Consider the following 22,356-nt stretch of genomic DNA (forward strand, 5'->3'; position numbering starts at 1 on the left):
TTTTGTATATTTATTTTTATTCAACTACATTTGACTAACCAAATAAATCAAAGGAATAACCGTAGATCCTATATGAAAAAACAAACCTATATTTGGCTTGTATCGCTGATCCCGCTACTATCCTCCTGTTCTTCCGAGACGGAAAGAGAAAGTAAGCCAATAAATAACATCCAACTGGAGCACAGCATACTATCGCTATCAAAAGAAGCTACAAAACTCCATGTGCCATGGGATTTACAATATGACCGGATCAACGATGCCATTCTGTTTTCTGAAATCGGAGGAAGTATACGAAGACTGGATACAAAAACAAAAGCTGTTACTTTGGTGGACAGCCTCACCGACGTTTACCACCAGCGCACGTTGGGACTATTGGGAATGGCGCTGTATCAACCCGAACAGCAACAGGCCTATCTTTACCTTTCTTACACCAGCAAAAAGGACAGTCTCATTTTCTCCAACTTATATCGTTACGATTATAATACGGCAGGAAAGTTGTCAAACCCAAAATTGCTTTTACAGATCCCTGGAAACACCGGACATAACGGTTCCAGAGTTATTGTTTCGATAGACAAAAAAGTGTATTGGGCTACAGGAGATGCAGCAAGTGATACCTTTGCGCAAGACAGCACCTCATTAAATGGCAAAATCTTACGCCTCAATCTCGATGGGAGCATCCCAAAAGACAATCCAATTGCAAACAGCTATGTCTATGCATGGGGATTTCGGAACATGCAGGGACTTACCCATGATGCAAAAGGCTTAATTTACACGTCCGAACATGGCGATGCAATCGAGGATGAAATTAACCTGATCCAACCCCTAAAAAATTATGGCTGGCCGCAGATCGAAGGTATGATTGACACGGAAAAGGAAAAAGCTATTGCCAAAAACTCCCCAAGACAGGAGCCCATTAAATCGTGGACTCCAGTCGTTGCACCATCCGGTATGGCGTATTACAGTTCCAATGTTATCCCTGAATGGCAACATAGTCTATTGCTCGCGACTTTAAAAAATCAGTCTTTACGTATCCTAAAATTATCCGCCAATGGTCAACAGATCGTCGATGAGAAGATCCTATTCAAAGATCAACTTGGCCGGCTAAGATCCGTATTGACCTTACCCAATGGAGACATTTATTTCTGTTCAAGCAACCGTGACTGGAATCCGCAAAAGGGGTTTCCAAAACCCGATGACGATGTGATCTATCGTCTCCGTATTACCGATAAAGCCTCTGCACCAATGATTAAACCCCTTGCAGCCAACACGGCCAACTCCCCTGCCAAAAGTGGTCAGGCATTATATGAAGCCTATTGCGCATCTTGTCATAAAGCAGATGGAAAGGGACTTACAAATACCTTTCCCCCATTAGCCAATTCATCTCTTGTCAAAGGCGACCCAGCACCTCTATTGCAGGTTATCCTCCATGGACTGAAAGACAAAACAATAAACAACGTCAAATACGAAAGTGCAATGCCATCTTTTTCATTCCTGAAAAATGAAGAGGTCATTGAAATCAGCAATTATATCCGCACACACTTTGGAAATTCTGCCCCTAAAATCAACCAACAGCATTTAACCTCATTACGATAAATCTCATGGAAAATAAACTCGAGCCAAAACCCTCTTTATTGAAAAGTTGGCTATCCATCTTGGGTCCCGGCATCATTACCGCCGCCCTGGTTTTCGGGCCCAGCAAAATGACCATCACATCAAAAATGGGTGCAGATTATGGCTTCTCTCTATTATGGGTTGTCGTCGTCGCGATCTTTTTTATGATGGTTTTCACCAATATGTCGGCACGTATCGGTATCGCGAGAGACGAATCGTTACTTGTTTTAATTCGCCAGAAATTTGGTAAAACAACGTCCATCATCATTGGCCTCGGAATCTTCCTCGTTGCAACCTGCTTTCAATCGGGAAATGCGACAGGTGTCTCCATTTCCGTTTCAGAAGCGACAGGCACAAACCCCAAAATATGGATCATCGTTTTTAATGTGATCGGCATCCTACTGTTGTTCTTCAAGTCTTTTTATGCGCTATTGGAAAAGCTTATGCTTGGACTTATCATCCTGATGTTATTTGCTTTTCTTTCCACAGCCATTATGATAAAGACACCTGCACAGGACTTTTTCTTAGGCTTTATTCCCAGCATCCCACCTTCATCAGTGGGCTTAATAATTGCTTTTACGGCTTCTTGCTTTTCAATTGTGGGTGCCTTTTATCAAAGTTATCTTGTTCAATCAAGAAGAAAATTATCGGCCAACAAACAGCGTACAGAACGACAGATAATCGGTAGCCGAATAGGCATTATTATTCTTGGCATCATGAGTGCAGCCGTTATGGTCTGTGCCGCAAATACGCTCCACCCCCAAGGGATCAAGTTAAATTCTGCCGCTGAGATGGGCCGTGCACTGGAACCGCTTTTGGGAACCTATGCTTCACATCTCTTTTTTATCGGTCTCTTCGGTGCATCCTTTTCCTCCTTGATCGGCAATGCCGTATTAGGCGGTTCGTTACTGGGCGACACCTTTGGCTTCGGCAACGATCTCAATCACCCTAAAGTGAAACTGTTTATTTCTTTGGTCATGATTTTTGGATCTGCCATCGCGCTTATCTTCGGAAATCTTCCCTTGGAGCTTATTGTTTTTGCGCAAAGCATCACCATTTTTTTAGTTCCCTTTATTGGTATTATCCTCTTTCTGATCGCAAACGACAAAGAAATTATGGGCGCGCTCAGAAACAGCCCCTTAACGCGATTATGGGCTATACTCGGACTTATATTACTCGTTTTTCTTGCTTTTAGTAATCTCTATAATTTAATCAAATAATTCAGACATGGACCATAACAATTTAGCGGAATTGGAACAGCAGCTGCTTGCACCATCATTAGATCTAATTGAAGATATAAAAAAGATACAAGGCGATATCCTTTTCCTAGGTATTGGCGGAAAAATGGGGCCAAGCATGGCAAAACTAGCCATGCGGGCTATTCAAGCTGCAGGAATAGACAAAAAGGTCATTGGTGTTTCGCGTTTTTCAACCAAGGAACTTCAACAGGAACTGGAGGATCTAGGCATAAAGACAATCGCCTGTGACCTACTGAATGAGGAAGAACTCAAAAAGATCCCGCAGGTTCCGAATGTCATTTACCTCGCAGGACATAAATTCGGCACCACAGGAAATGAAGATTTTACCTGGGCGATGAATACCTATCTTCCCGGAATGGTGGCTTCTCATTTTCAAGATTCCAACATTGTTGCTTTTTCTTCGGGTAACGTACTTCCATTTGTACCGATAAGCAATGCCGGCGTTTCTGAGGAAAGAACTCCGGAGCCTGTCGGCGAATACGCGCAATCCTGTTTGGGGAGAGAGCGTATATTCGAGTATTTTTCGAAGAAAAACGGTACACCTACCCTGATCTACCGATTGAATTATGCGGTGGATTTTCGCTACGGTGTGCTAGTAGAAATTGCCAAATCGGTCAAAGGGCAGCTCCCGATAGATTTGACAACCGAAAACGTCAACGTCATCTGGCAGGGAGATGCCAACGAAATTGCCTTAAGATCATTACTGCACTGTCAGTCTCCAGCCAAAATACTGAATGTCACGGGACCGGAAATCCTTTCTACACGATGGATCGCAGAGCGTTTTGCTGAGCATTTCAACACAAGGCCGATATTTGTAAATGAACCCGCCGGAACCGCTTTGCTAAACAATGCGTCCGAATGCCATCGTTTATTTGGCTATCCGAAAACAACCATACGCGAAGCGATAGACATTACAGCCAAATGGTTGACCCAAGGCGGCGAACTATGGAATAAGGACACGCATTTTCAAGAACGAAAAGGAAAATTCTAATGAAAACTTTAGACAACAAATTACAACAGTTGCTTTGGGAAGGGACGGTAATTCCGGCACACCCCCTTGCCTTACATGAGGACCGCAGCATTGACGAGGCACATCAACGGCTCCTGACTCAATATTACATAGCCAGTGGAGCCGGTGGAATCGCCGTAGCTGTACATTCAACCCAATTTGAAATCCGTGACCCCGAGATCAACCTTTTTGAAACCGTATTGAGATGGGCTAGCGAAGAAGTCGAGAAAGCGGAACTCCAACGACCATTTATCAAAATTGCAGGCATCTGCGGTGCCACAGAACAAGCTGAACAGGAGGCAACGACTGCACTTAAATACGGTTATGATATCGGACTTTTGAGTATGGGCGGCCTGCAGAGCTGGACTGAAAATGCCATATTAGATCGAGTCAGAGCAATAGCAGCCATTATTCCTGTCTTTGGGTTCTATCTTCAACCCGCCGTTGGTGGCCGTATTTTCTCCTATTCCTTTTGGCAGCAGTTTGCCGAAATCGACAACGTCGTCGCTATCAAATGTGCGTCGTTCAACCGCTACCAGACATTAGACGTTATGCGTGCTATAGCCAACTCCAGCCGGCGAGATCAAATTGCTATGTACACGGGCAATGATGACAATATTGTCAACGATCTGATGAGCGTGTATAATTTCCCCGTAGCTGGAGAAAATGTCGCCATAGAATTTAAAGGCGGACTATTAGGCCACTGGGCTGTTTGGACGGCAAAAGCTGTTGAACTCCTTCAGGAAATAAAAACATACAAACAGGACCCCAACAACCTCCATGCGAGTCATCTCCTGAGCAAAGCGATTGCTGTAACAGACAGTAATGCAGCTTTTTTTGACCCAGCAAATGCATTCCATGGCTGTATACCAGGCTTACATGAGGTGCTCCGCAGACAAGGTCTGATGAAAGGCATCTGGTGTCTAAACCCCGACGAAAATCTATCCATCGGACAGCAAGAAGAAATTGATCGTGTATATAAAGACTATCCAGACTTAAACGACGATGAATTTGTCAAGGAATTTTTAAAATCGAGATCCTAATAGTCGCTTCCTTATAGTCGCTTCCTTTTATAAGGTCTCATCACCCGGGCTAGTCATAGCTAACGACGTGATGGGACCTTTCTTTTTGTTCCAATTCATATTTTACGAATCAATGACCGACTAAGAGAAACAGTATCCAACATGAAATGTTTGATTTTTATAACTTTGCATCATGACAACTTCCGAAAATATTATTGATTTCTATCAACGGGTATTTCGAGAATCCAATTACCCAATTGGCTCCTCGCCCGAACAAATTTCTCATTTTAACTTATTTTCACGTGAGCATTGTCCGTTAAAATCACCTTACAATAGAAAAGATTACTTCAAAATATCCCTCATGATCGGCCAGGGTCAATTGCACTATGGCGATCAATGGATCCCTATTGACCGTCCCGCACTTGTATTTTCAAGTCCACTCGTCCCCTACTCTTGGGAAACAGACAATCCGGATCAAAAGGGATGGTTCTGTCTTTTTACACAAAAATTCATTCAGGAAGACAAACATTATAACCATAACATTCTCGAAAGTCATTTTTTCAACCCAAGTGGTAGCCCAGTCTATTTCTTAACTAATGAGCAGGTCCATCTTTTCGATCACATTTTTCAGCGTATGAATACGGAACTACGATCTGATTTTTCGTTCAAATATGAAATTATCCGGAATCAGTTACAGTTGCTCGTTTTAGAAACGTTAAAACTAGCGCCAAATGAGGGTATATCACCTTACCAAAACGCAAATCAGCGTATTTCCCATCTTTTCCTAGAACTATTGGAACGCCAATTTCCGATTGACACCGAAAATTTACTTCGTTTTAAAAATGCAACGGATTACGCGCAACAGCTCAACATCCATGTCAATTCGCTAAACAGGGCTTTGAAACAAAATACAGGAAAAACCACGCAAGAACTCATCGCACTGCGTATCACACAGGAAGCAAAGGCACTCCTTCACCATAGCAGCTGGAATATCAATGAAATCGCTTATGCCTTAGGTTTTGAAGAACCGGCGAACTTCAGTAATTATTTCAAAAAACATGCTGGTGTACCCCCTTTAGCCTTTCGCAATAAGCCTGTTTGATTTTCATAATAATTTGTTTGAATTCTATATCTTTCAAAACAGGCAATGAAGCTACTTTTGTCGACATCATATTTACAGGGCCAAAGAGAAAAAAGTGGCTGGCAGCATGAACGTCCATAGAGACGGGAAATTTAAAAAATTACAGGATGGAAAAAAACACTAAACCACAGCAATCTTTTATCCCGACGATACTAGCATTTGCACTTGTTCCGATTACAGGACTTGCCACCGATATTTATCTTCCGTCGATGCCACAAATGGCCCAGGAGCTTGGCTTGAACGAAAGCAAAATCCAGTTAACACTTTCGCTTTTTCTAATCAGCTATGGTGTTGCTCAGTTCTTTACAGGAGCATTAGTTGACGCTTGGGGAAGATATCGCATCAACCTCATATCTCTTTTCCTTTTCATTGTCAGTTTCTGGATCACAGCAAGCACGCAAGATATTTGGGTTATTTACCTGATGCGTATACTTCAGGGAATTTTATCGGCATTTGTGGTCATATCAAAACGAGCCTATTTTGTGGATGTCTATGAAGGTGAGCAGCGCAAACACTACCTCAGCATTATGACCATCGTCTGGTCGATCGGGCCGATTGTCGCTCCTTTTATTGGCGGCTACCTCCAAACACAATTTGGTTGGCGTTCTAACTTTATGGTTCTGGCCGTTTACAGTGCCGTACTTTTCATCCTTGAACTGATCTTTTCTGGCGAAACAATCAAACAGAAAAAACCACTCCATATCAACTACCTGATCGGCGAATTTAAAATGATGCTTAAAAGCAATGATTTTACGTTCGGTATAATCATGTGTGGCATCTCCTACGGTCTCGTCATGTTCTACAATCTCAGCGGTCCTTTTTTTATTGAACATCAATTGGGATATAGTGCGATTACAACCGGTTACACCTCACTTATTATGGGCTTAGCTTGGATGTGTGGTGGTTTTATTGGTAAAGCCCTTATTAAAAGAGCCTTGGTTCCAAAGTTGAGAATCGCCAATTTTATTCAGATCAGCCTGATTATATGTATGCTGATCGTTTCACCTTACCTGTCAAACCTATATACATTAACATTTTTCGCATTTGCCGTACATTGTACTGCAGGGTTTATTTTTAACAATTATTTCAGCTACTGTTTAGGCAGGTTTCCATTGTCGGCAGGTATCGCCGGTGGATTAGTTGGCGGAATTACCTACCTCCTTACCTCTTCACTCAGTTACATCACCGTAAGCTTGGTAAATCCTTCTTCGCAGTTTCAGATTGGATTAGGTTATGGCATATTTGCGCTGTTGGGATTGACCATTTTATACGTTATTCGTAAGCTGGTCAAAAGCGTATAAGCTATGCTCCGGTTCTTCCAGCGACAGGGTAACAACAGCCTGTAGCTGACCAACTACAAAATAAAGCTTAAAAGGTGAATTATTTTTAAAATAGTATTAAAAACAACTATATTTGTTGCATCATAATTTAGGTTTATAATTGGTTATTGAAGGTTTTCATTCTCCCCGTTTGAAAACCTTTTTTTTTGCCTCCAAAAAAACCTTCGGGCTGCTTTTAGGGCTGCTGATGCTTACCAAATCGTGGAGACCTTCGCTTATTTTTCTTAATTGCTGCTTTCCTTGATACCGAATTTTTCAACATAGGTACGTGGACTCTCCTTATAGAATTTCTTAAATGTTTTGCTAAAATATTTTGGATCATTGAACCCAACCTGATAAGCCACCTCGCTGATACTCAAACCAGTATCGTTCACCAAAATATAGGCTGCTTTCTTAAGACGTACCATATTAATAAATTCAACCAAATTCAGTCCCGTTTGCTGCTTAATCTTGCGGTACAAAACAGAGCGGCTCACGCCGATGGCTTTTGTAAGATCCTGCACCCCAAAATCTTCACAGCCCAGATTTTCTTCGACAACCTTCAATACCTGATCCAAGAAACGAGTTCTTTCGGGCAGATCTGTTCCCTGTGCTCCAAGAAGATAATTCTGTACAAATTTTTCCTCCAATCGTTTCCGCGTCTGTATGATGTTTGAAATTTTCTGAATGAGATGTGGCATACTGAAGGGCTTGGTAATGTAATCATCTGTACCGATTTCAAACGCCTCTGTGATATAAGGATCGGCTGTACGGGCTGTCAAAAGAATCACAGGAATATGATTTGAACTACTATCATTTTTAATCTGCTGCAAAAGTGTGATTCCATCGCAGTTGGGCATCGTTACATCTGAAATGATAATATCGGGCTGTCTTGCTTGCACCAATTCCAGTGCCTCAATACCATCATTAGCTTCTAAAACAATATATTTTTTTCGTAAGTTTTCACATAGAAAACAGCGGAGCTCCACATTGTCCTCGGCAACAAGTATGATTGGCTTATCTTCATCCGCTGCAGAAGGCTCAATTTCTGTTTTTATAGCATCCACATGTGGCATATTGGCATCTGTTGCGTCTGAGCATACCGTCGCTGCAGTACCGTCTAAAACCATGAGTTCTTCGATACGGACATCCCCCTGGGGCAGGCTGATCCGAAATACTGTATTGAAGTCTGCCGGCTCCTGGGCCATATTACTTTCAACAGTGAGTTTTCCGCCGTGCAGATGTATGATCGAACGACAAAGTGCCAAACCTATTCCGCCACTGGTAGCCGACAGGCCTTTTGCATTGGCCTGATAAAATTGTTCAAATACGAAAGGTATATCTTTTGGTGGGATCCCACGCCCGGAATCCCAAACGGAAACAAGCAATTTCTCCAACTCGCCTTCCCCTTCTAGCTCAACCTGTATCTTTATTTTACCCCCCTTGTCCGTAAATTTAAACGCATTATAAATCAAATTGACAAGGACTTTTTCAAATTGCTCCGGATCTAGACCTGCAACATAATCAGGACTTACCTTATTATCCAGGAAAAACTGAATATTATTTTTCTCGGCAATAAAGTAAAAATTCTGGCGAATGTTTTCCAAATATGTAGCGACATGAACCTTTTGGCAAAACAATTTCATCTTTCCGCCTTCATGTTTTCTGAAATCAAGCAGCTGATTAACCAGATTCATCAAGCGATCCGCATTTCTTGTTGCATAACCGAGGTGCTCCTGTGCATATGCTGAAAGCGAGCGATCGTCTTTTAATTGATTTAACGGCCCAATAATTAATGACAATGGCGTACGGAATTCATGGGAGATATTGGTAAAGAAATTCAGTTTTGCTTCATGAAGCTCCTCCTGTTTTTCCGAATCTATTTGCCGAATCAAAAGGTCTTGTTTCAGTTTGTTTCTACCGTGGAAAAATCGGATAACCAAAAAACTGGCAGCAGCAAAAAGAAGAAAATAGCCGCAATAAGCCCACCATGTCCTCCATGGCGCTGGCAGCACTTTAATCTTCAAAACCGTTGCCTTTTCGTTCCATACCCCGTCGTTGTTGGCTCCCTTTACCCAAAGCTCGTAAGTGCCAGGGTCTAAATTGGTATAAGTAGCCACGGGATTGCTCACATAATTCCAGTCTTGGTCAAAGCCTTTTAGATAATAAGCATATTGATTTTTCTCCGGATGAACATAATTCAATACACTGAATTCCAAACTAAAAACATTTTGATTGTGATCAAGAATCAATTCATCCATCATGGATATATCTTTAGGAATAACACCATCGAGGCCCGGGAGAACTGTTTTATTGAATAATTTCAACTCCGTAAACTGAATGGGGGGAATGTAATTATTGACACTTAAACTATCCGGATTAAATAAGGTGAAGCCTGAGAAACTTCCAAAGGCAAGTTTTCCGTCCCGCAACATTGCTGCTGCATTTTGAATATATTCGTTACCGGGAAGACCATCGATCTTCGTATAGGTTCGTACATGACCAGATAGGGGATCGAAACAAGAAATCCCTGTATTTGTGCTCAACCACAATTTGTTTTTCAGATCACTTAGAATAGCAAAAACATTGTTGATCGGCAATCCGTTTCGCTCATTAAACCTTTTGAACGCTTTCTTCTCCGGAAGATAGCGATTCAGCCCGCCCATATAGGTGCCGATCCAAATCTGTCCTTTTCGATCTTCATGGATACTCACAATATCATTTCCGCTAATTGAAAGGGAATCTTTCTTGTCATTTAGAAAGGAAACAAATTTATCGGTCCCTGCTAATTTTAGATTTAAACCATTGGAAGTACCAATCCATAGATTACCTTTTGAATCCTCTAGTAAAGTGCGCACCATATTGGAAATCAACTGCTTTCTGGCAACATCAAATGTCTGGAAAGTTCCTGCTTTCTGGTTTTTACGAAGTACCTGTAGCCCTCCGCCGAACGTGCCAATCCAAATATCACCATTGCGATCCTCTAAGATCGCATACACGTTATTATTTGCCAGGCCGTTACTTACATTGGGATCGAAACGAAAATGTTCATAGCCTTGCTGCCCCTTTCGCCTTAAATTCAACCCGCCATCATAAGTACCTACCCATAAATTCCCTTCCCTATCCAAACAGATAGACTTCACATTATTATGACTTAATCCATTCAGGTTATTTTTATCGTGACGTTCACTAAAAAACGAATTCGTATGCCGATTAAAATAATTCAGTCCTCCCCCCTCAGTTCCAATCATAAGTTCTCCCATAGCATTTTCAACAAATGCACTCACCACATTGTAACTTAAGCTATTGCGCTTAGATTGATGGGTGAAATTCTGAAAATTAGGAATATCCTTGTCATAGATATTGACCCCTCCAAAGTAGGTCCCAATCCAAATAGACCCCCGCTTATCTTGAAATATAGGGCGAATGGAATTATTGCTTAAGCTATTGGGATTTCCGTCGTCTGCCTGGATAAAAAGCAATTTTCCGTTTTGATAAACGTATAGGCCATTGAATGTTCCAATCCAAATCTTTCCATCATCTGTTTTTTTTAAGGACCGCACATCTTGACTGGCCAAACCTGAATGATTGCCCTCTTCGGTTAACGAGGATATTTCGCCTGTATTCTCATTGATAATCCGAATACCATTATATTTCGTACCTACCCAAAATATACCTGGACTAACTTCCAAAACCGCCTGAAACCGTTGATTAACCTTATTATCTGCCGATTTCTCTTTAAAGTAAGTCCGTAGCACCTTTAAGCTATTTCCATCTTTCGATGCGGCTTGCATGAGTACAATGGCATCATCAGTACAAAACCATAATCGCTTTCTGCGATCCTCATACATGGTTCGAAAATTACGATAGTACTCTTTTCCCTGGCTTCTTTCAACGGTAATCTCATTGAAGACCAACTCCGCTTCAGGATGCCGGCCCTCTTTAATCTTGTACAAGCCTATATTTGTCGCAATCCAAATCTTGCCGTTGGAATCCTGAAAAATCTGGTGAACGTTGACATCCATTTTCCCACTGCTACTCTCTACCGTAGGTAATGGTATACGGATAAAATTGTCTGATTCTCGATTGTATAAATTCAGACCTGTCATTGTCCCTATCCAAAGCCGCCTTTTGTTATCTTCCGTAATCGCTTGAATAAAGTTGTGCTCTAAAGAAAGGCTATCTTGCGGATTACTGCGATAAATCGTAAACTTTCGGGCGTCGTATTTATTTAAGCCATCACGGGTACCGATCCACATAAAACCCAAATGATCTTGGGCTATAGCGAAAACGCTGCCTTGAGACAAACCTTCGTTGACATCCAAGTGTAAAAAACGATAGTTTTTTTCCTGCGCACGCAAAACAGAAATTAAAGCTAACGCACAGCAAAAACAGCGCATAAAAACACGTAATGGCATCATAAGGTATATAATTGAAATGGATGATAAAAATAATCATTCCATTGAATAAATACGAACAAGAATCACTTTAATCGATCTTTTAATTGTTGCTCATAAAGTGAGCCGATCGACATTATTCTGTTTTGATTTTCCCAGTAACCAGCATTTCTATTTTTCAATCTTCCAGCAACTTTTTCTCCCTTTACTCCTATGGCAAAATTTTGTCCGGAAGCCCAGGGCTGTTGTACTGCAGCACTTTTGACCGTACAATTCCATAAGACTTGTGTCACCCCAGCCCAGCCGTGTCCACTTCCCCAGTTACCCCGGTCCTGAACATTAATTTCACCATCCGTTACGATTTGATCGTATAAGGTTCCAACAGCCCATCGATGATGTGGACCGATATCCGCATGTGTTCGCTCCGCGCTAGAAAGGCTAAAAACGTTTGGACCGAGGGTCCTAGCCCCTGTTACGTAATCATGGCGTCCTTCCGTGGTATAAAGTTCTTTAAATAAATTAAGCTGACCGTCATTATTGAATGAATACCTTCGGCCACCTGTAATTTGAGATTTTCCATCCAGACACCGCGACTTCATTACTGTAATCTGTTTGGCAAAAGCGCCAAGGCTCACCGCTGCATAACCAAAATAACGCGCGGTGATATTGCGCACCCAACCGTTCGCTATTTTATCCATATCAATTGCAATCCAACCGTGATTTTCGTCCTCATCACTTACAAAATCAGATTCGAAACGTATATTTTCGATTCCAACTTCACTTATACGTCCGTCAAAGGTGTAAGGAATGACAGCCACTTTTCCATACCTCGGATCAATCGCCATCACCAAGGGATTATCAAAAAATACAGAGTCACCTTTAATGGCCAAAATAGTACGTTCAAAATTTAGCTTATATTCCCGCGCTGTCCATTGTTTCGTCCCTTCTCTTTTTTCAATTTGGTTCATTCGAAGCGCTTCAATCCAGGCGTCGTTCATCTCATACGAGAGCAGTACCTGCTCGCCTACTTTCCTTTCCTTCGCATGATCGATTAGGACATATTTAGCCCCTACAGGTCCATATCCATCCTTGACAAACTGTTTTCTAGCCTGGTCCAAGGTATAGCTGCCTGTACCTGAAATCTTCAATAAGCTGCGTTGGTGCTGGCCTGTGGCTTTAAGCAAGGTTTGCCCTATTGCATCACCCTCCCCTCTCAACACGACACCGCTGGCATGAATTTCCAGGCTTCCAGGTATATTGTACAGACCTTTTTTTAACAAAACAGCACCTCTAAAACCGTTTTTATCAAGTGGTTTTGCAGATACAGCATCGATGGCTTGTTGTATAATTTGTTGATCATCGCCATTTACGCTGGGTTTTACAGTAATCACAACAGGAACATTGGGCAACTTTTGATCACCTTGATGATAGCCCACATGGCTAAAGTCGGGGATTACGTTTCCCTGTTCATCTGGAAAATAGATCAGTTGTCCCGCTGGATTTTTCCGGACCATATCCGATTGAACTTTTCCGGACTGTAGATCTTCTTGCCGATGCAGTGCTTCCAAAAAGTAATAATCGGCATAACTCAAGGGTTTATCCACTTCAGTATTGGAAGGTTTCGATCCTGTACTGTGTAATAATATAAAACCTTTACTTTTATTTGGCGGCGACATGTAATTATCTATCAGGTTCGCCAATATGGTCTGTGCTTTTGCACGATAATCTTTCCCTTGGTTGCTATACGTGCTTAATTCCAATAGCCCCGACGCTATGACTGTCGCTGCCGACACATCCCTTGGTTCATTTGGAATATTAGGCGCATCGAAATCCCAGTAAGGGATCAAGTCTTTCGGCATATTGGGATGTGCAAACAGCCACTGCGCAACTTTTTCGGCTTGCTGCAGATATTTCGGATCTCCTGTTTCTCTGTAACACATCGTATAACCATACAGTGCCCAGGCCTCTCCCCGCGACCATGTGGATTCATCACTTAAGCCCTGATGGGTGTTTTTATGCTGCACAGCTCCTGTTTTCGGATTATAGTCTATCACATGATAGGTGCTGTAATCTGGCCTAAAATGATTTTTTAGCGTTGTATTGGCGTGGCTCACCGCAATATGATAATAAGTAGAATCTCCCGTAAGTTTGGTTGCTTCAAACAGCAATTCTAGGTTGAGCATATTATCGATGATGACCGGAAAATCCCAGCGGTGGCTATTGTGATCCCACGAACGTATACAGCCGACTGTCGGATTGAAGCGGGTTGCCAGCGTTTTGGCTGCCTGAACAAGCACCTCCCGGTATTGTGGATTTGCGGTTAACCGATAACCGTTTCCTACACTACAGTAGATCTTAAAGCCCATATCATGGGTCTTTCCATTAAATTGCTCCGCTTCTATCGACCTTGTCGTTTCTGAAGCAAGATCTCTCCATTTTTGTTTTCCCGATTTTTCGTAGAGATACCACAGGACTCCAGGAAAAAAGCCACTGGTCCAGTCCCCCCTTTTCACGGCAACCAATTCGTTATCTGAGGAAAGCGTACGTGGCGATACCAAGGATGAATCACTTTTTTTCAAGAGCTGCAATTCTTTATAAAGTAGCTGAGCTTGTTGATCTGCAAGCCCCCAAGCTTTTTGCAGCTGCTTTGTACTCTGTGCCTCAACATGTTGAAAAGCGCACAAAATTCCAGTCAAAAATAGTACTTTGGCAATGGATGGCCTTTTTAAATTTCGAAAGCGCAAAAAGAGGGTATATCTTCGCAAAGACGTAGCATTAACATTCATGTTATCTGTAGGTTTTTAAGGTGAAACGGTTAAGTTATTTTATAAGGGGGCTAGGAAAATCAAAGCCATATAATTGGGTTGCGAATGGGTAAATTTCGAATAACCTCTTCTTGTTCGGGTGCATGATCAAGCTTTTCCCAAAGCTGCAGATAGTCTTTATTCTGGAAAGCCACTGCCGAAAAGACAAGTGCCGGATGTGCAATTGGCCATTGATCCCAATACATGACATCTTTCTGATAAGGCCATTTTTCTTTAGCTGCAATATAGGGGACCATAAAATCAATCCCCGTTTTTATGGTCCGCCCATCAGACAATGTATACTGCCAAAGGGGGGTATTGGTCTTGGACAAAATCTGGCAGATCATGGTCATCGCATCCAGATTAAACAACGCGTATCCATAAGGTTTTGTCCGCTGTAATTCTCTCGGGAAGCTACCATTAGCCTCCATTTGATTCGGCAATAGCACATGCGCATAACGATATGCACATGTATTGAGTAATACAGTGTCTTGCACTAAACTCGAAAATGCGGCTACCTGCATCACCCAACATGTACCATGGTTGTTGGCGGCATTCATTTCATCGATTCCATATTGATGCGTTGTAAGCCAGCGTAAATAGGCCGCAAACCAGCGATGAATGGCATCCTTGGCTGCCTGTGGAAAATTGGGGTCGTTTTCAAATATCTTTACGCCCTGTGCAACTTCCATCAGATGAATGGTATCAATAATGCCTATTCCTCGCCCTGTAAAACGCCCTTGTATAGCCTGTGCATAAAGAAGATTCGGATTCATCATCGTTTCTGCATCAACGAACCAAGCCTTTAAATGACGAAGTGCCTGTTGTACATATTTTTTATCCGGATTCAAACGATATGCTGAGGCCAGTGCACCCACGATTCGGCTAAAGCGGATCATTGCTTTACGATGTTCAACGAAATTGGCCGGATTAGTCATCCCATCCCGTTGGATATAGGGCGCAGCTGGATCTTTGGGATCGGGCCACCAATAATCGCCTTCAGAATAAAAATCATGAATACCCCCGGCACTCCGGCCCGCGCTATATGCTGTCACAGTCAATGGTTTCTGCTTCATCGCCCATTTGGACTGCTTTAGGATAACAGGACGCAGCGTCTGGATGATCTCCTGCTCAAAAACACCTTCCTTAATTTTTGCCTTCAAAAATAAGGGGGAAATTGCGATCCCAAGAAGACAGCCCATGATGCGAACAATTGATTTAGATTTCATTTTTCCTGGATTTTGATTTATAGCGGAACAATACGGTACTGCTTCCCTTTTATGGTCTCAAATTGAACTTCGAATGTTTTCGTAGCTGCTAACGACGGCAATTTGGATGGATCAGCGATCGTATACGATAGTTGTTCCGGTTTATATAATAGCGTGTTGTCAGTGACAACTGCCTGATTTGATTCGATGCCGACAACTTTAACGGGTAAAGGTGTACGCAAACGACAAACACCTCCAATATTGGATACGATCATTGCTTCGGTCAATACGTTATTTTTCCAGGCAATGTCTACGGTAAAGTTTCCCCTGGCCTTAATTCCTTTAATCGTCCCAGCAGACCATTCATCAGGTAGAGCCGGCAATAAATGAACAGCTCCATCGTGACTTTGCAGCAACATTTCAGTCATTCCGGCCGTAGCACCAAAATTACCGTCAATTTGAAAAGGTGGGTGTGCGTCAAATAAATTCGGATAGGCTCCACCACCGCTCATCTGAGCACGATCCAATTTAGGATCGATAAAATTTAAGGCATCCTTGAGGATTTTATAGGCATGATTTCCATCCTGAAGCCTCGCCCACCAATTTGTCTTCCAGGCCATCGACCAGCCGGTACTGACATCGCCCCTTAAGAGCAATGAACGCTTAGCGGCCGCAGCCAAAGCCTTGTTTTCCGCAAGGCTGATCTGATTGCCCGGGTATAAACCAAATAAGTGGGAAATATGCCGATGCTGATCTTTTGGGTCATCCCAATCTTTAAACCACTCTTGCAATTGTCCGTATTGGCCAACCTGATAGGGATAAAGCTTTTCCTTCGCTCCTTCTAGAGCCGATTTAAATTCAGGATCAACACCCAATATCGTACATGAACGAATAACAGCTGTAAAAAGCTCACGAATGATCGCCATATCCATGGTAGAGGCCATGGTCAATTGATATTCTTTACCTGCTATTTTAATTGTATTTTCAGGTGAAGTGGAAGGATTGGTCACGAGATATTTATTTCCGGGATCTGCAATCAGCCATTGCAACATAAATTGGGCCGCCCCTTTCATCAATGGGTAAGCCTTCTCCTTCAAGAAAGTTTTGTCACCCGTAAAACGATAGTGTTCCCATAAATGTGTGCTCAACCAGGCACCTGACATAGGCCATGCCGACCAGCGTGGCATTCCTTTGGGATCCCAATCATATCCGCCCGGAGGGGAGGTTTTGGCCCATAGATCGGAGTTATGATGCACAACCCAGCCCTTATCGATATGATAATTTATCGATGCTGTTTTAGCCCCGTTGATCGCCAGCTCATCCATAAAATCAAACAAAGGCTGATGACATTCCGCAAGATTGGTATTTTCCGCAAGCCAATAATTCATTTCTGTATTGATATTGGTTGTGTAATTACTTCCCCAGGGTGGCTGCACATGATCATTCCAGATCCCCTGTAAATTTGCAGGCCTTCCTCCTTGTCTGGAACTGGCAATCAACAAGTAGCGTCCAAAATGATAATACAGCGTCAGAAGTCCCAAATCGGCCGGTCCTTTGGAAAACTGCATGACACGCTGGTCTGTAGATAATTTATCGTGAGCAGAAGTACCGGTCAGCTTAAAGGCTACACGATTGAAGAGCGTTTGATAATCCCTTTGATGGTTTGCAAGTAAGGTGTGAAAATTCTTTTTGGAGACAGTATTCATCCGGTTTTTTGCGAGCAGTGTGGCATCTTTACCTTCCTGACTCGGAGACTTATCAAAACCGTTAAAGCTTGTCGCTTCTGTCAAAAATAAAATCACCTCATCAGCGCCTATAATTTTAAGTTTATCCTGTTCTTTTTTTACCACACCACCGGTAGTTTTTACACTGACCTGTATCGCAAAGGTCATCCCTTTTCCGCCAACACTATCGTACACCACCTGTTGGGGTTCATAATCCCTATTGGCGACAAAACTCGGCGCCTTTCCCTGAAGCGTCAGTTGATTATCCCCTTGGATCAAAATGCTATATCGGAGCTTACTGGTCAAGGAAAGATCCAAGGTAATTGATTTTTTCTTGTCCGCTTTCAATCGAACCACCAATGCTTTATCCGGAAAGCTGACAAAACTTTCCCTTTGGTATCGAACACCTTGATACGAATAGCTCACCTGATTGATCGCTCGTTCAAGATCCAGCTCCCGTTTATAATCTTTGACCTTTTTTTCGTCCTGATGAAAATCCAACCATAAATCGCCCATAGGTAGATACCGAGCAGAATAAGGTCCTTGCATTTTCTTCCAAAGAACTGCTGCGTCTTCATATTTTCCAGCAAAGATGGCTTGGCGCACCTGAGGTAAGACCTGCGGGCCGTTTGGATTATTGCCAGCATCGGGTTCACCCGACCACAGCGTATTATCGTTAATTTGAAACCGATCTTTACTTAGCCCTCCAAAGACCATCGCTCCTGTTGTGCCATTTCCAAGCGGCAGTGCTTCTTCCCACAGTGTAGCCGGCTGATTATACCAAAGCTTCAGCTGCGGCGAATTGCTTTGTGCACTGCATGGAGCAATCGCCCCCAGGAGGCCGAGCAGTAAAAAGAAGTTCAAATGATTCGTTGCTTTTAACATCTTGTGTTATTTTTCTATCGTTAACAAGGTACTCTTTGATCCTTCCATCCGGCCCGATACCACTGCTCTCCCCGAAGGCAGTCGAAGTTTAATCAATGCACGACCATTATAGGCCTGTACTTTTTTCGACCCCGTAGAAGTGCCTTGATCGACGATCAACTGACCATCGCCGGTTGAACCAAAATAGATCCAATCCTTTGCATCGAGACAGGGGGTATTGGTATCATCCACAATTTGGGCTTGCACAGTGATTACTTCGCCTTCCGCAGCAATCTGTTCGACAAGTAATTTGGCAGGTTTACCCCACTTTTTTGTCTGATATTGTTGTTCAATTTCATCCACTAGAATTTCCCGTCCGTTTTTCGCAACAGCTTTAATCTGATTGTTCCCTTCGTTCAGTTTTACCATCCAGCGCAAACCTGCCGCTGGAAAATCTTGGCTATTCCTTTTCTTTAATCCTTGACTTTCTCCATTGACAAAAAGCTCAACCTCACTGGCATTGGAATACACCTTTATCATTTTCGACTCCTCTTTTTCACCCCAACGAATCGGCCAAGTATGGCCATAAATATGCAGCATTGGCTTCGCGGTCCAATACGACTGGAATACGTAGTAAGATTCTTTTTTGGTAAAATCCCGTTCAACAACACCCTTCTGATTGACATAAGGAACAGGATTGTCTGGCCGTACCGGAGTTGAGAAATCTTTAAATGGCCAATAGGCTGTTCCTGTGAGCCAAGGCATTGTTTCTTGTTCCTTTAAGTGCCAATCGATGAGATTACAGATGTAGCTTTCACTCCAATCGCCATCCTTAGAAACCCGTGCTGCACCACCAATGAGCGACGCATCGCCTGCCCGTTCATCCGTTGTGCCATCACCTTTGATTTTAGCTAAAGCGCGATCAGGGTCTTCTGCATGTCGTCTTGCATGACTATCCCCGCCCCACTCTACATGAAGGAAATGTTTTACCTTTTTCATTTCTTCTTCGGACGCTGTTTTATAGTCGGTATAAACACCTCTATACCAACCCGCCCAAATGGAGGGTGAATAAACATCAACAATATCTTTACAGAAATCACAACGTCGTATCGCTGTTTTCCGGCTCGGGTCCAATTGATGGGCTAAACCATTGAGTTCACTCATATAAGCCCTTATCTTCGCCTGATCAAACTCCGTAAAATCACCAGGCCAATCATTTTCATTACCAAGCCCCCAGATAATAACCGATGGATGATTATAATGCTGTTCAATCATATTGGTTAACATCCGTTTTCCCTGAAGTTGATAGACCTCTCCACCTAATCCACCTCTGCACCATGGAATCTCTTCCCAAACCAAAATGCCCAGACTATCACAGGCCTCAAGCACTTTACGACTCTGCTGATAATGTCCCAAGCGTATAAAGTTTACCCCCATATCTTTCATCAGGGTCATCTCTTGCAGGATCTGATCGTCAGTCATTGCTGCAGCAACGCCGGCATGGTCTTCATGACGATGGGTACCGCGAAGCAAAAGCCTTTTCCCATTCAGCAGAAAAGGACCTTTTTCTTTAAACGCTACATGTCTAAAGCCAAAGACACTCTCTTCTTTAAATACTTGTCCATTGCTTTTGATTGTCGTAACTAAACGGTATAAAGCCGGTTGATCAGGACTCCAAAGCTGTGGCTTCTTGACTAGGAATTGTCCAAATTCAAGATTTAATGCTCCCTTATTAACCTGTGGTTGCTGGGTTTGCACGATTTTTCCAGCAGGGTCATAGAGCTGCGTTTCGACTTCAAAATTTGTCTGAGCCGAAAATGGCATCAACCGTCCGCGAACGTTGACCACTCCCTGCTTACCATCGCCCCCTACTGACGCCTCAACAAACACACGCTCCAAAGCTGTCTGTGGAACATATTTCAGGTTTAGATGTCTGTAAATACCTCCATAGACGTTAAAATCAGACAGATCAGAAGGGATCATTTCGAGATCACGCGAATTATCCACACGAATTGAAAGCGGTATTTTGCCCTTAAACTGTTTTTTAAAAGCAGCTGTTTCTTTAAACTTTTCAACCGCATCTGTAATGTCCACAGTCCATTCGTCGTATCCGCCAACGTGCTCCCCAACTTTAATCGTATGGATATAAACAGCTGTCTTTTGTCCGGCTCCTTCAAAATGAAGAAGGGTGTGACCATTTAAATAGGGATTATCGATCTCCAGCGATTTTCTATACCAGCTTGGCCCCTGATAATAATTTATAGCTGGATCAACAGCGTCCAGCGCATTATAACAGTGCGGCAGATTTATCTGCTCCCAAAGTGGAACAGACTCAGGATTACCGGTACCCACCGGTCTTACAGCTTCCCAGATTCCTCCCAGATCGCTCTTTAAGAAATCCCAGCCTTGATCAATCCGCTTAACTTCCTGAGCGTGGAGCTGAGCAACTCCAAAAGTCAACAACAACGCAACTATTCTATTCAATCTACTTTTCTTCATTATGCTATTTTAGTATCTGCTTTTCATCTTCGGCCTTACTCGTCCAAAGCTCCAGTTTTCATGTTCTTTGCTCCGGGCCCTTTTTCGCGCTTAAATTTTCCTGCTACTTCGATCTTAATCACCGTAGCAACAGGATCAATGGCCTGCTCAGGTACGCCAATCTGAATACCATTGGAATTCGATTTTACCTTTAACACTTGATTATTGGCTAAAAGACTAGCTTTTAAAACTTTATTTTCAATCGGAAGTTCGACTAGGCCATTTTTTGGCCAGTCAAATACAGAGACATACAAATAAGTCCGCTTTCCATCTTCCTTCATGGTACATCTCCCCCATTCAAATGGCTGTAAAGGACTACTCTTGGTCGTGTAGACTGCTTCACTATTGGCTTTCATCCATTTGCCAATTACAGCCAAACGTTCTATACTCTCCTGTGGAAAGGATCCATCGGGTTTTGGACCAACGTTCAACAGGTAATTTCCACCTTTGGAAGCAATATCAACGAGATTGCGGATCAAGGTTTCGGCGGATTTCCATTTATGATCGGATGTGCGGTAGCCCCAAGTGCCATTCATGGTCATACAAGTTTCCCAATGTTTACCTTCGAGTTCACTCCAATCTGGAATTTTTTGCTCCGGCGTTTTGGTATCGCCGGGAAAATTAGGCCGTTTCAATCGATCATTTGTGATAATATTGGGTTGTAATGCCAATTGCTCCTGAAGCATATTTGCGGCTTCGTCGGTCATATTGGTTGGTGTATCCCACCATAGCACAGCAATATCCCCATAGTTACTCAACAATTCTTTGACCTGAGGTACAGATACATTTTTGATATAGTCACTAAAACTCGCTGTTTCTTGTTTGGGATCCCAATGGCCATGATGTGCTAGTGTGTAGTCATCTATACGGGTTGAATCTGGATTAGGCCAGCCTTCTCGCATTAATTTACGAGCAGCCGATCCACCAGGGTTATTCCAATCCTGTGCCTGTGAGTAATAAAAGCCAAGTTTCAGGCCATATTTTCGGCAGGCTTCGGCCAAAGGTTTCAAAACATCTTTACCGTAGGGCGTCGCGTCCACCATATTCCACTTACTCGCTTTTGTTTCAAAGAGCGCAAAACCATCGTGGTGTTTGGCCGTGATAATCAAGTATTTCATCCCGGCATCTTTCGCCATGCGTACCCATTCGTCTGCATTATACTGCGTGGGGTTAAATTGCTTTGCCATCGCCTGATATTCATCAACTGGAATTTTAGAGCGGTTCATAATCCATTCTGCTCCACCACGTGCCTGTTCGTGCCCCTTATAAACGCCGCCAAACTGCGCATATACTCCCCAATGGATAAACATGCCAAACCGGGCTTCCTCCCACCATTTCATGCGCACACTATCGGGCAAGCGGTTTACTTGCGCATACAATAATCCCTTACTCATTCCCATGATGAGGATAAGTGCCAGCAACATTTTATATAGAGCTTTCATACCTTAATTTTTCACAGT

The 22,356-nt window shown here is 42.8% G+C and carries 12 protein-coding genes; 6 read left to right on the top strand and 6 right to left on the bottom strand.

Annotated elements, in window-relative coordinates:
• The first annotated feature begins 72 nt into the window (after nucleotides 1-72).
• The 6 genes from M2419_RS13830 (at nucleotide 73) to M2419_RS13855 (ending at nucleotide 7,343) form a co-directional block, all read left to right on the top strand.
• A complete protein-coding gene (locus M2419_RS13830) occupies nucleotides 73-1,593 on the top strand; it encodes a PQQ-dependent sugar dehydrogenase (RefSeq protein WP_259255262.1) in 1,521 nt (506 codons plus the stop codon).
• A 5-nt stretch (nucleotides 1,594-1,598) separates the two neighbouring features.
• Nucleotides 1,599-2,831 (top strand): Nramp family divalent metal transporter, encoded by a 1,233-nt coding sequence (locus M2419_RS13835; protein ID WP_153848009.1) that lies wholly within the window; start codon nucleotides 1,599-1,601, stop codon nucleotides 2,829-2,831.
• 7 nt (nucleotides 2,832-2,838) lie between these two features.
• Entirely contained in the window at nucleotides 2,839-3,861 is a 1,023-nt protein-coding gene (locus M2419_RS13840) for an NAD(P)-dependent oxidoreductase (RefSeq protein ID WP_088160970.1), read from the top strand.
• The gene (locus tag M2419_RS13845) at nucleotides 3,861-4,922 is read left to right on the top strand and encodes a dihydrodipicolinate synthase family protein (RefSeq protein WP_159728829.1); all 1,062 of its coding nucleotides are present in this window, start codon (nucleotides 3,861-3,863) and stop codon (nucleotides 4,920-4,922) included. The genes M2419_RS13840 and M2419_RS13845 overlap by 1 nt, the downstream gene beginning before the upstream one ends.
• A gap of 172 nt (nucleotides 4,923-5,094) precedes the next feature.
• Nucleotides 5,095-6,003: an AraC family transcriptional regulator gene (locus tag M2419_RS13850; protein ID WP_159728831.1), complete on the top strand. Its 909-nt coding sequence runs from the start codon at nucleotides 5,095-5,097 to the stop codon at nucleotides 6,001-6,003.
• Between the two features lie 146 nt (nucleotides 6,004-6,149).
• On the top strand, nucleotides 6,150-7,343 hold the full coding sequence (locus M2419_RS13855; RefSeq protein WP_159728833.1) for an MFS transporter: 1,194 nt from the start codon (nucleotides 6,150-6,152) through the stop codon (nucleotides 7,341-7,343).
• A gap of 263 nt (nucleotides 7,344-7,606) precedes the next feature.
• Here M2419_RS13855 and M2419_RS13860 read toward each other — a convergent pair whose 3' ends face one another.
• The 6 genes from M2419_RS13860 to M2419_RS13885 all read right to left on the bottom strand — a co-directional run bounded on the left by M2419_RS13860 (nucleotide 7,607) and on the right by M2419_RS13885 (nucleotide 22,338).
• The gene (locus M2419_RS13860) at nucleotides 7,607-11,782 is read right to left on the bottom strand and encodes a two-component regulator propeller domain-containing protein (protein ID WP_259255263.1); all 4,176 of its coding nucleotides are present in this window, start codon (nucleotides 11,780-11,782) and stop codon (nucleotides 7,607-7,609) included.
• A 62-nt stretch (nucleotides 11,783-11,844) separates the two neighbouring features.
• On the bottom strand, nucleotides 11,845-14,544 hold the full coding sequence (locus M2419_RS27390; RefSeq protein WP_310441863.1) for a glycoside hydrolase family 88 protein: 2,700 nt from the start codon (nucleotides 14,542-14,544) through the stop codon (nucleotides 11,845-11,847).
• 59 nt (nucleotides 14,545-14,603) lie between these two features.
• On the bottom strand, nucleotides 14,604-15,791 hold the full coding sequence (locus tag M2419_RS13870) for an alginate lyase family protein (RefSeq protein ID WP_259255264.1): 1,188 nt from the start codon (nucleotides 15,789-15,791) through the stop codon (nucleotides 14,604-14,606).
• Between the two features lie 17 nt (nucleotides 15,792-15,808).
• Nucleotides 15,809-18,379: a glycoside hydrolase family 95 protein gene (locus tag M2419_RS13875; RefSeq protein WP_259255265.1), complete on the bottom strand. Its 2,571-nt coding sequence runs from the start codon at nucleotides 18,377-18,379 to the stop codon at nucleotides 15,809-15,811.
• A gap of 6 nt (nucleotides 18,380-18,385) precedes the next feature.
• Nucleotides 18,386-20,857, bottom strand: coding sequence for a glycoside hydrolase family 2 TIM barrel-domain containing protein (locus M2419_RS13880; RefSeq protein WP_159728843.1), 2,472 nt, complete (start codon nucleotides 20,855-20,857; stop codon nucleotides 18,386-18,388).
• A gap of 35 nt (nucleotides 20,858-20,892) precedes the next feature.
• Nucleotides 20,893-22,338, bottom strand: coding sequence for an alpha-L-fucosidase (locus tag M2419_RS13885; RefSeq protein ID WP_310441868.1), 1,446 nt, complete (start codon nucleotides 22,336-22,338; stop codon nucleotides 20,893-20,895).
• Nucleotides 22,339-22,356: the final 18 nt, after the last annotated feature.

The sequence above is a fragment of the Sphingobacterium sp. BIGb0116 genome, assembly GCF_024808035.1.
Lineage (GTDB): Bacteria > Bacteroidota > Bacteroidia > Sphingobacteriales > Sphingobacteriaceae > Sphingobacterium > Sphingobacterium paramultivorum.

Coding starts and splice junctions, on each gene's coding strand:
- M2419_RS13835 (WP_153848009.1), top strand. CDS start 1,599: ATGGAAAATAAACTCGAGCCAAAACCCTCTTTATTGAAAAGTTGGCTA.
- M2419_RS13880 (WP_159728843.1), bottom strand. CDS start 20,857: ATGAAGAAAAGTAGATTGAATAGAATAGTTGCGTTGTTGTTGACTTTT.
- M2419_RS13845 (WP_159728829.1), top strand. CDS start 3,861: ATGAAAACTTTAGACAACAAATTACAACAGTTGCTTTGGGAAGGGACG.
- M2419_RS27390 (WP_310441863.1), bottom strand. CDS start 14,544: ATGAATGTTAATGCTACGTCTTTGCGAAGATATACCCTCTTTTTGCGC.
- M2419_RS13860 (WP_259255263.1), bottom strand. CDS start 11,782: ATGATGCCATTACGTGTTTTTATGCGCTGTTTTTGCTGTGCGTTAGCT.
- M2419_RS13885 (WP_310441868.1), bottom strand. CDS start 22,338: ATGAAAGCTCTATATAAAATGTTGCTGGCACTTATCCTCATCATGGGA.
- M2419_RS13850 (WP_159728831.1), top strand. CDS start 5,095: ATGACAACTTCCGAAAATATTATTGATTTCTATCAACGGGTATTTCGA.
- M2419_RS13840 (WP_088160970.1), top strand. CDS start 2,839: ATGGACCATAACAATTTAGCGGAATTGGAACAGCAGCTGCTTGCACCA.
- M2419_RS13875 (WP_259255265.1), bottom strand. CDS start 18,379: ATGTTAAAAGCAACGAATCATTTGAACTTCTTTTTACTGCTCGGCCTC.
- M2419_RS13870 (WP_259255264.1), bottom strand. CDS start 15,791: ATGAAATCTAAATCAATTGTTCGCATCATGGGCTGTCTTCTTGGGATC.
- M2419_RS13830 (WP_259255262.1), top strand. CDS start 73: ATGAAAAAACAAACCTATATTTGGCTTGTATCGCTGATCCCGCTACTA.
- M2419_RS13855 (WP_159728833.1), top strand. CDS start 6,150: ATGGAAAAAAACACTAAACCACAGCAATCTTTTATCCCGACGATACTA.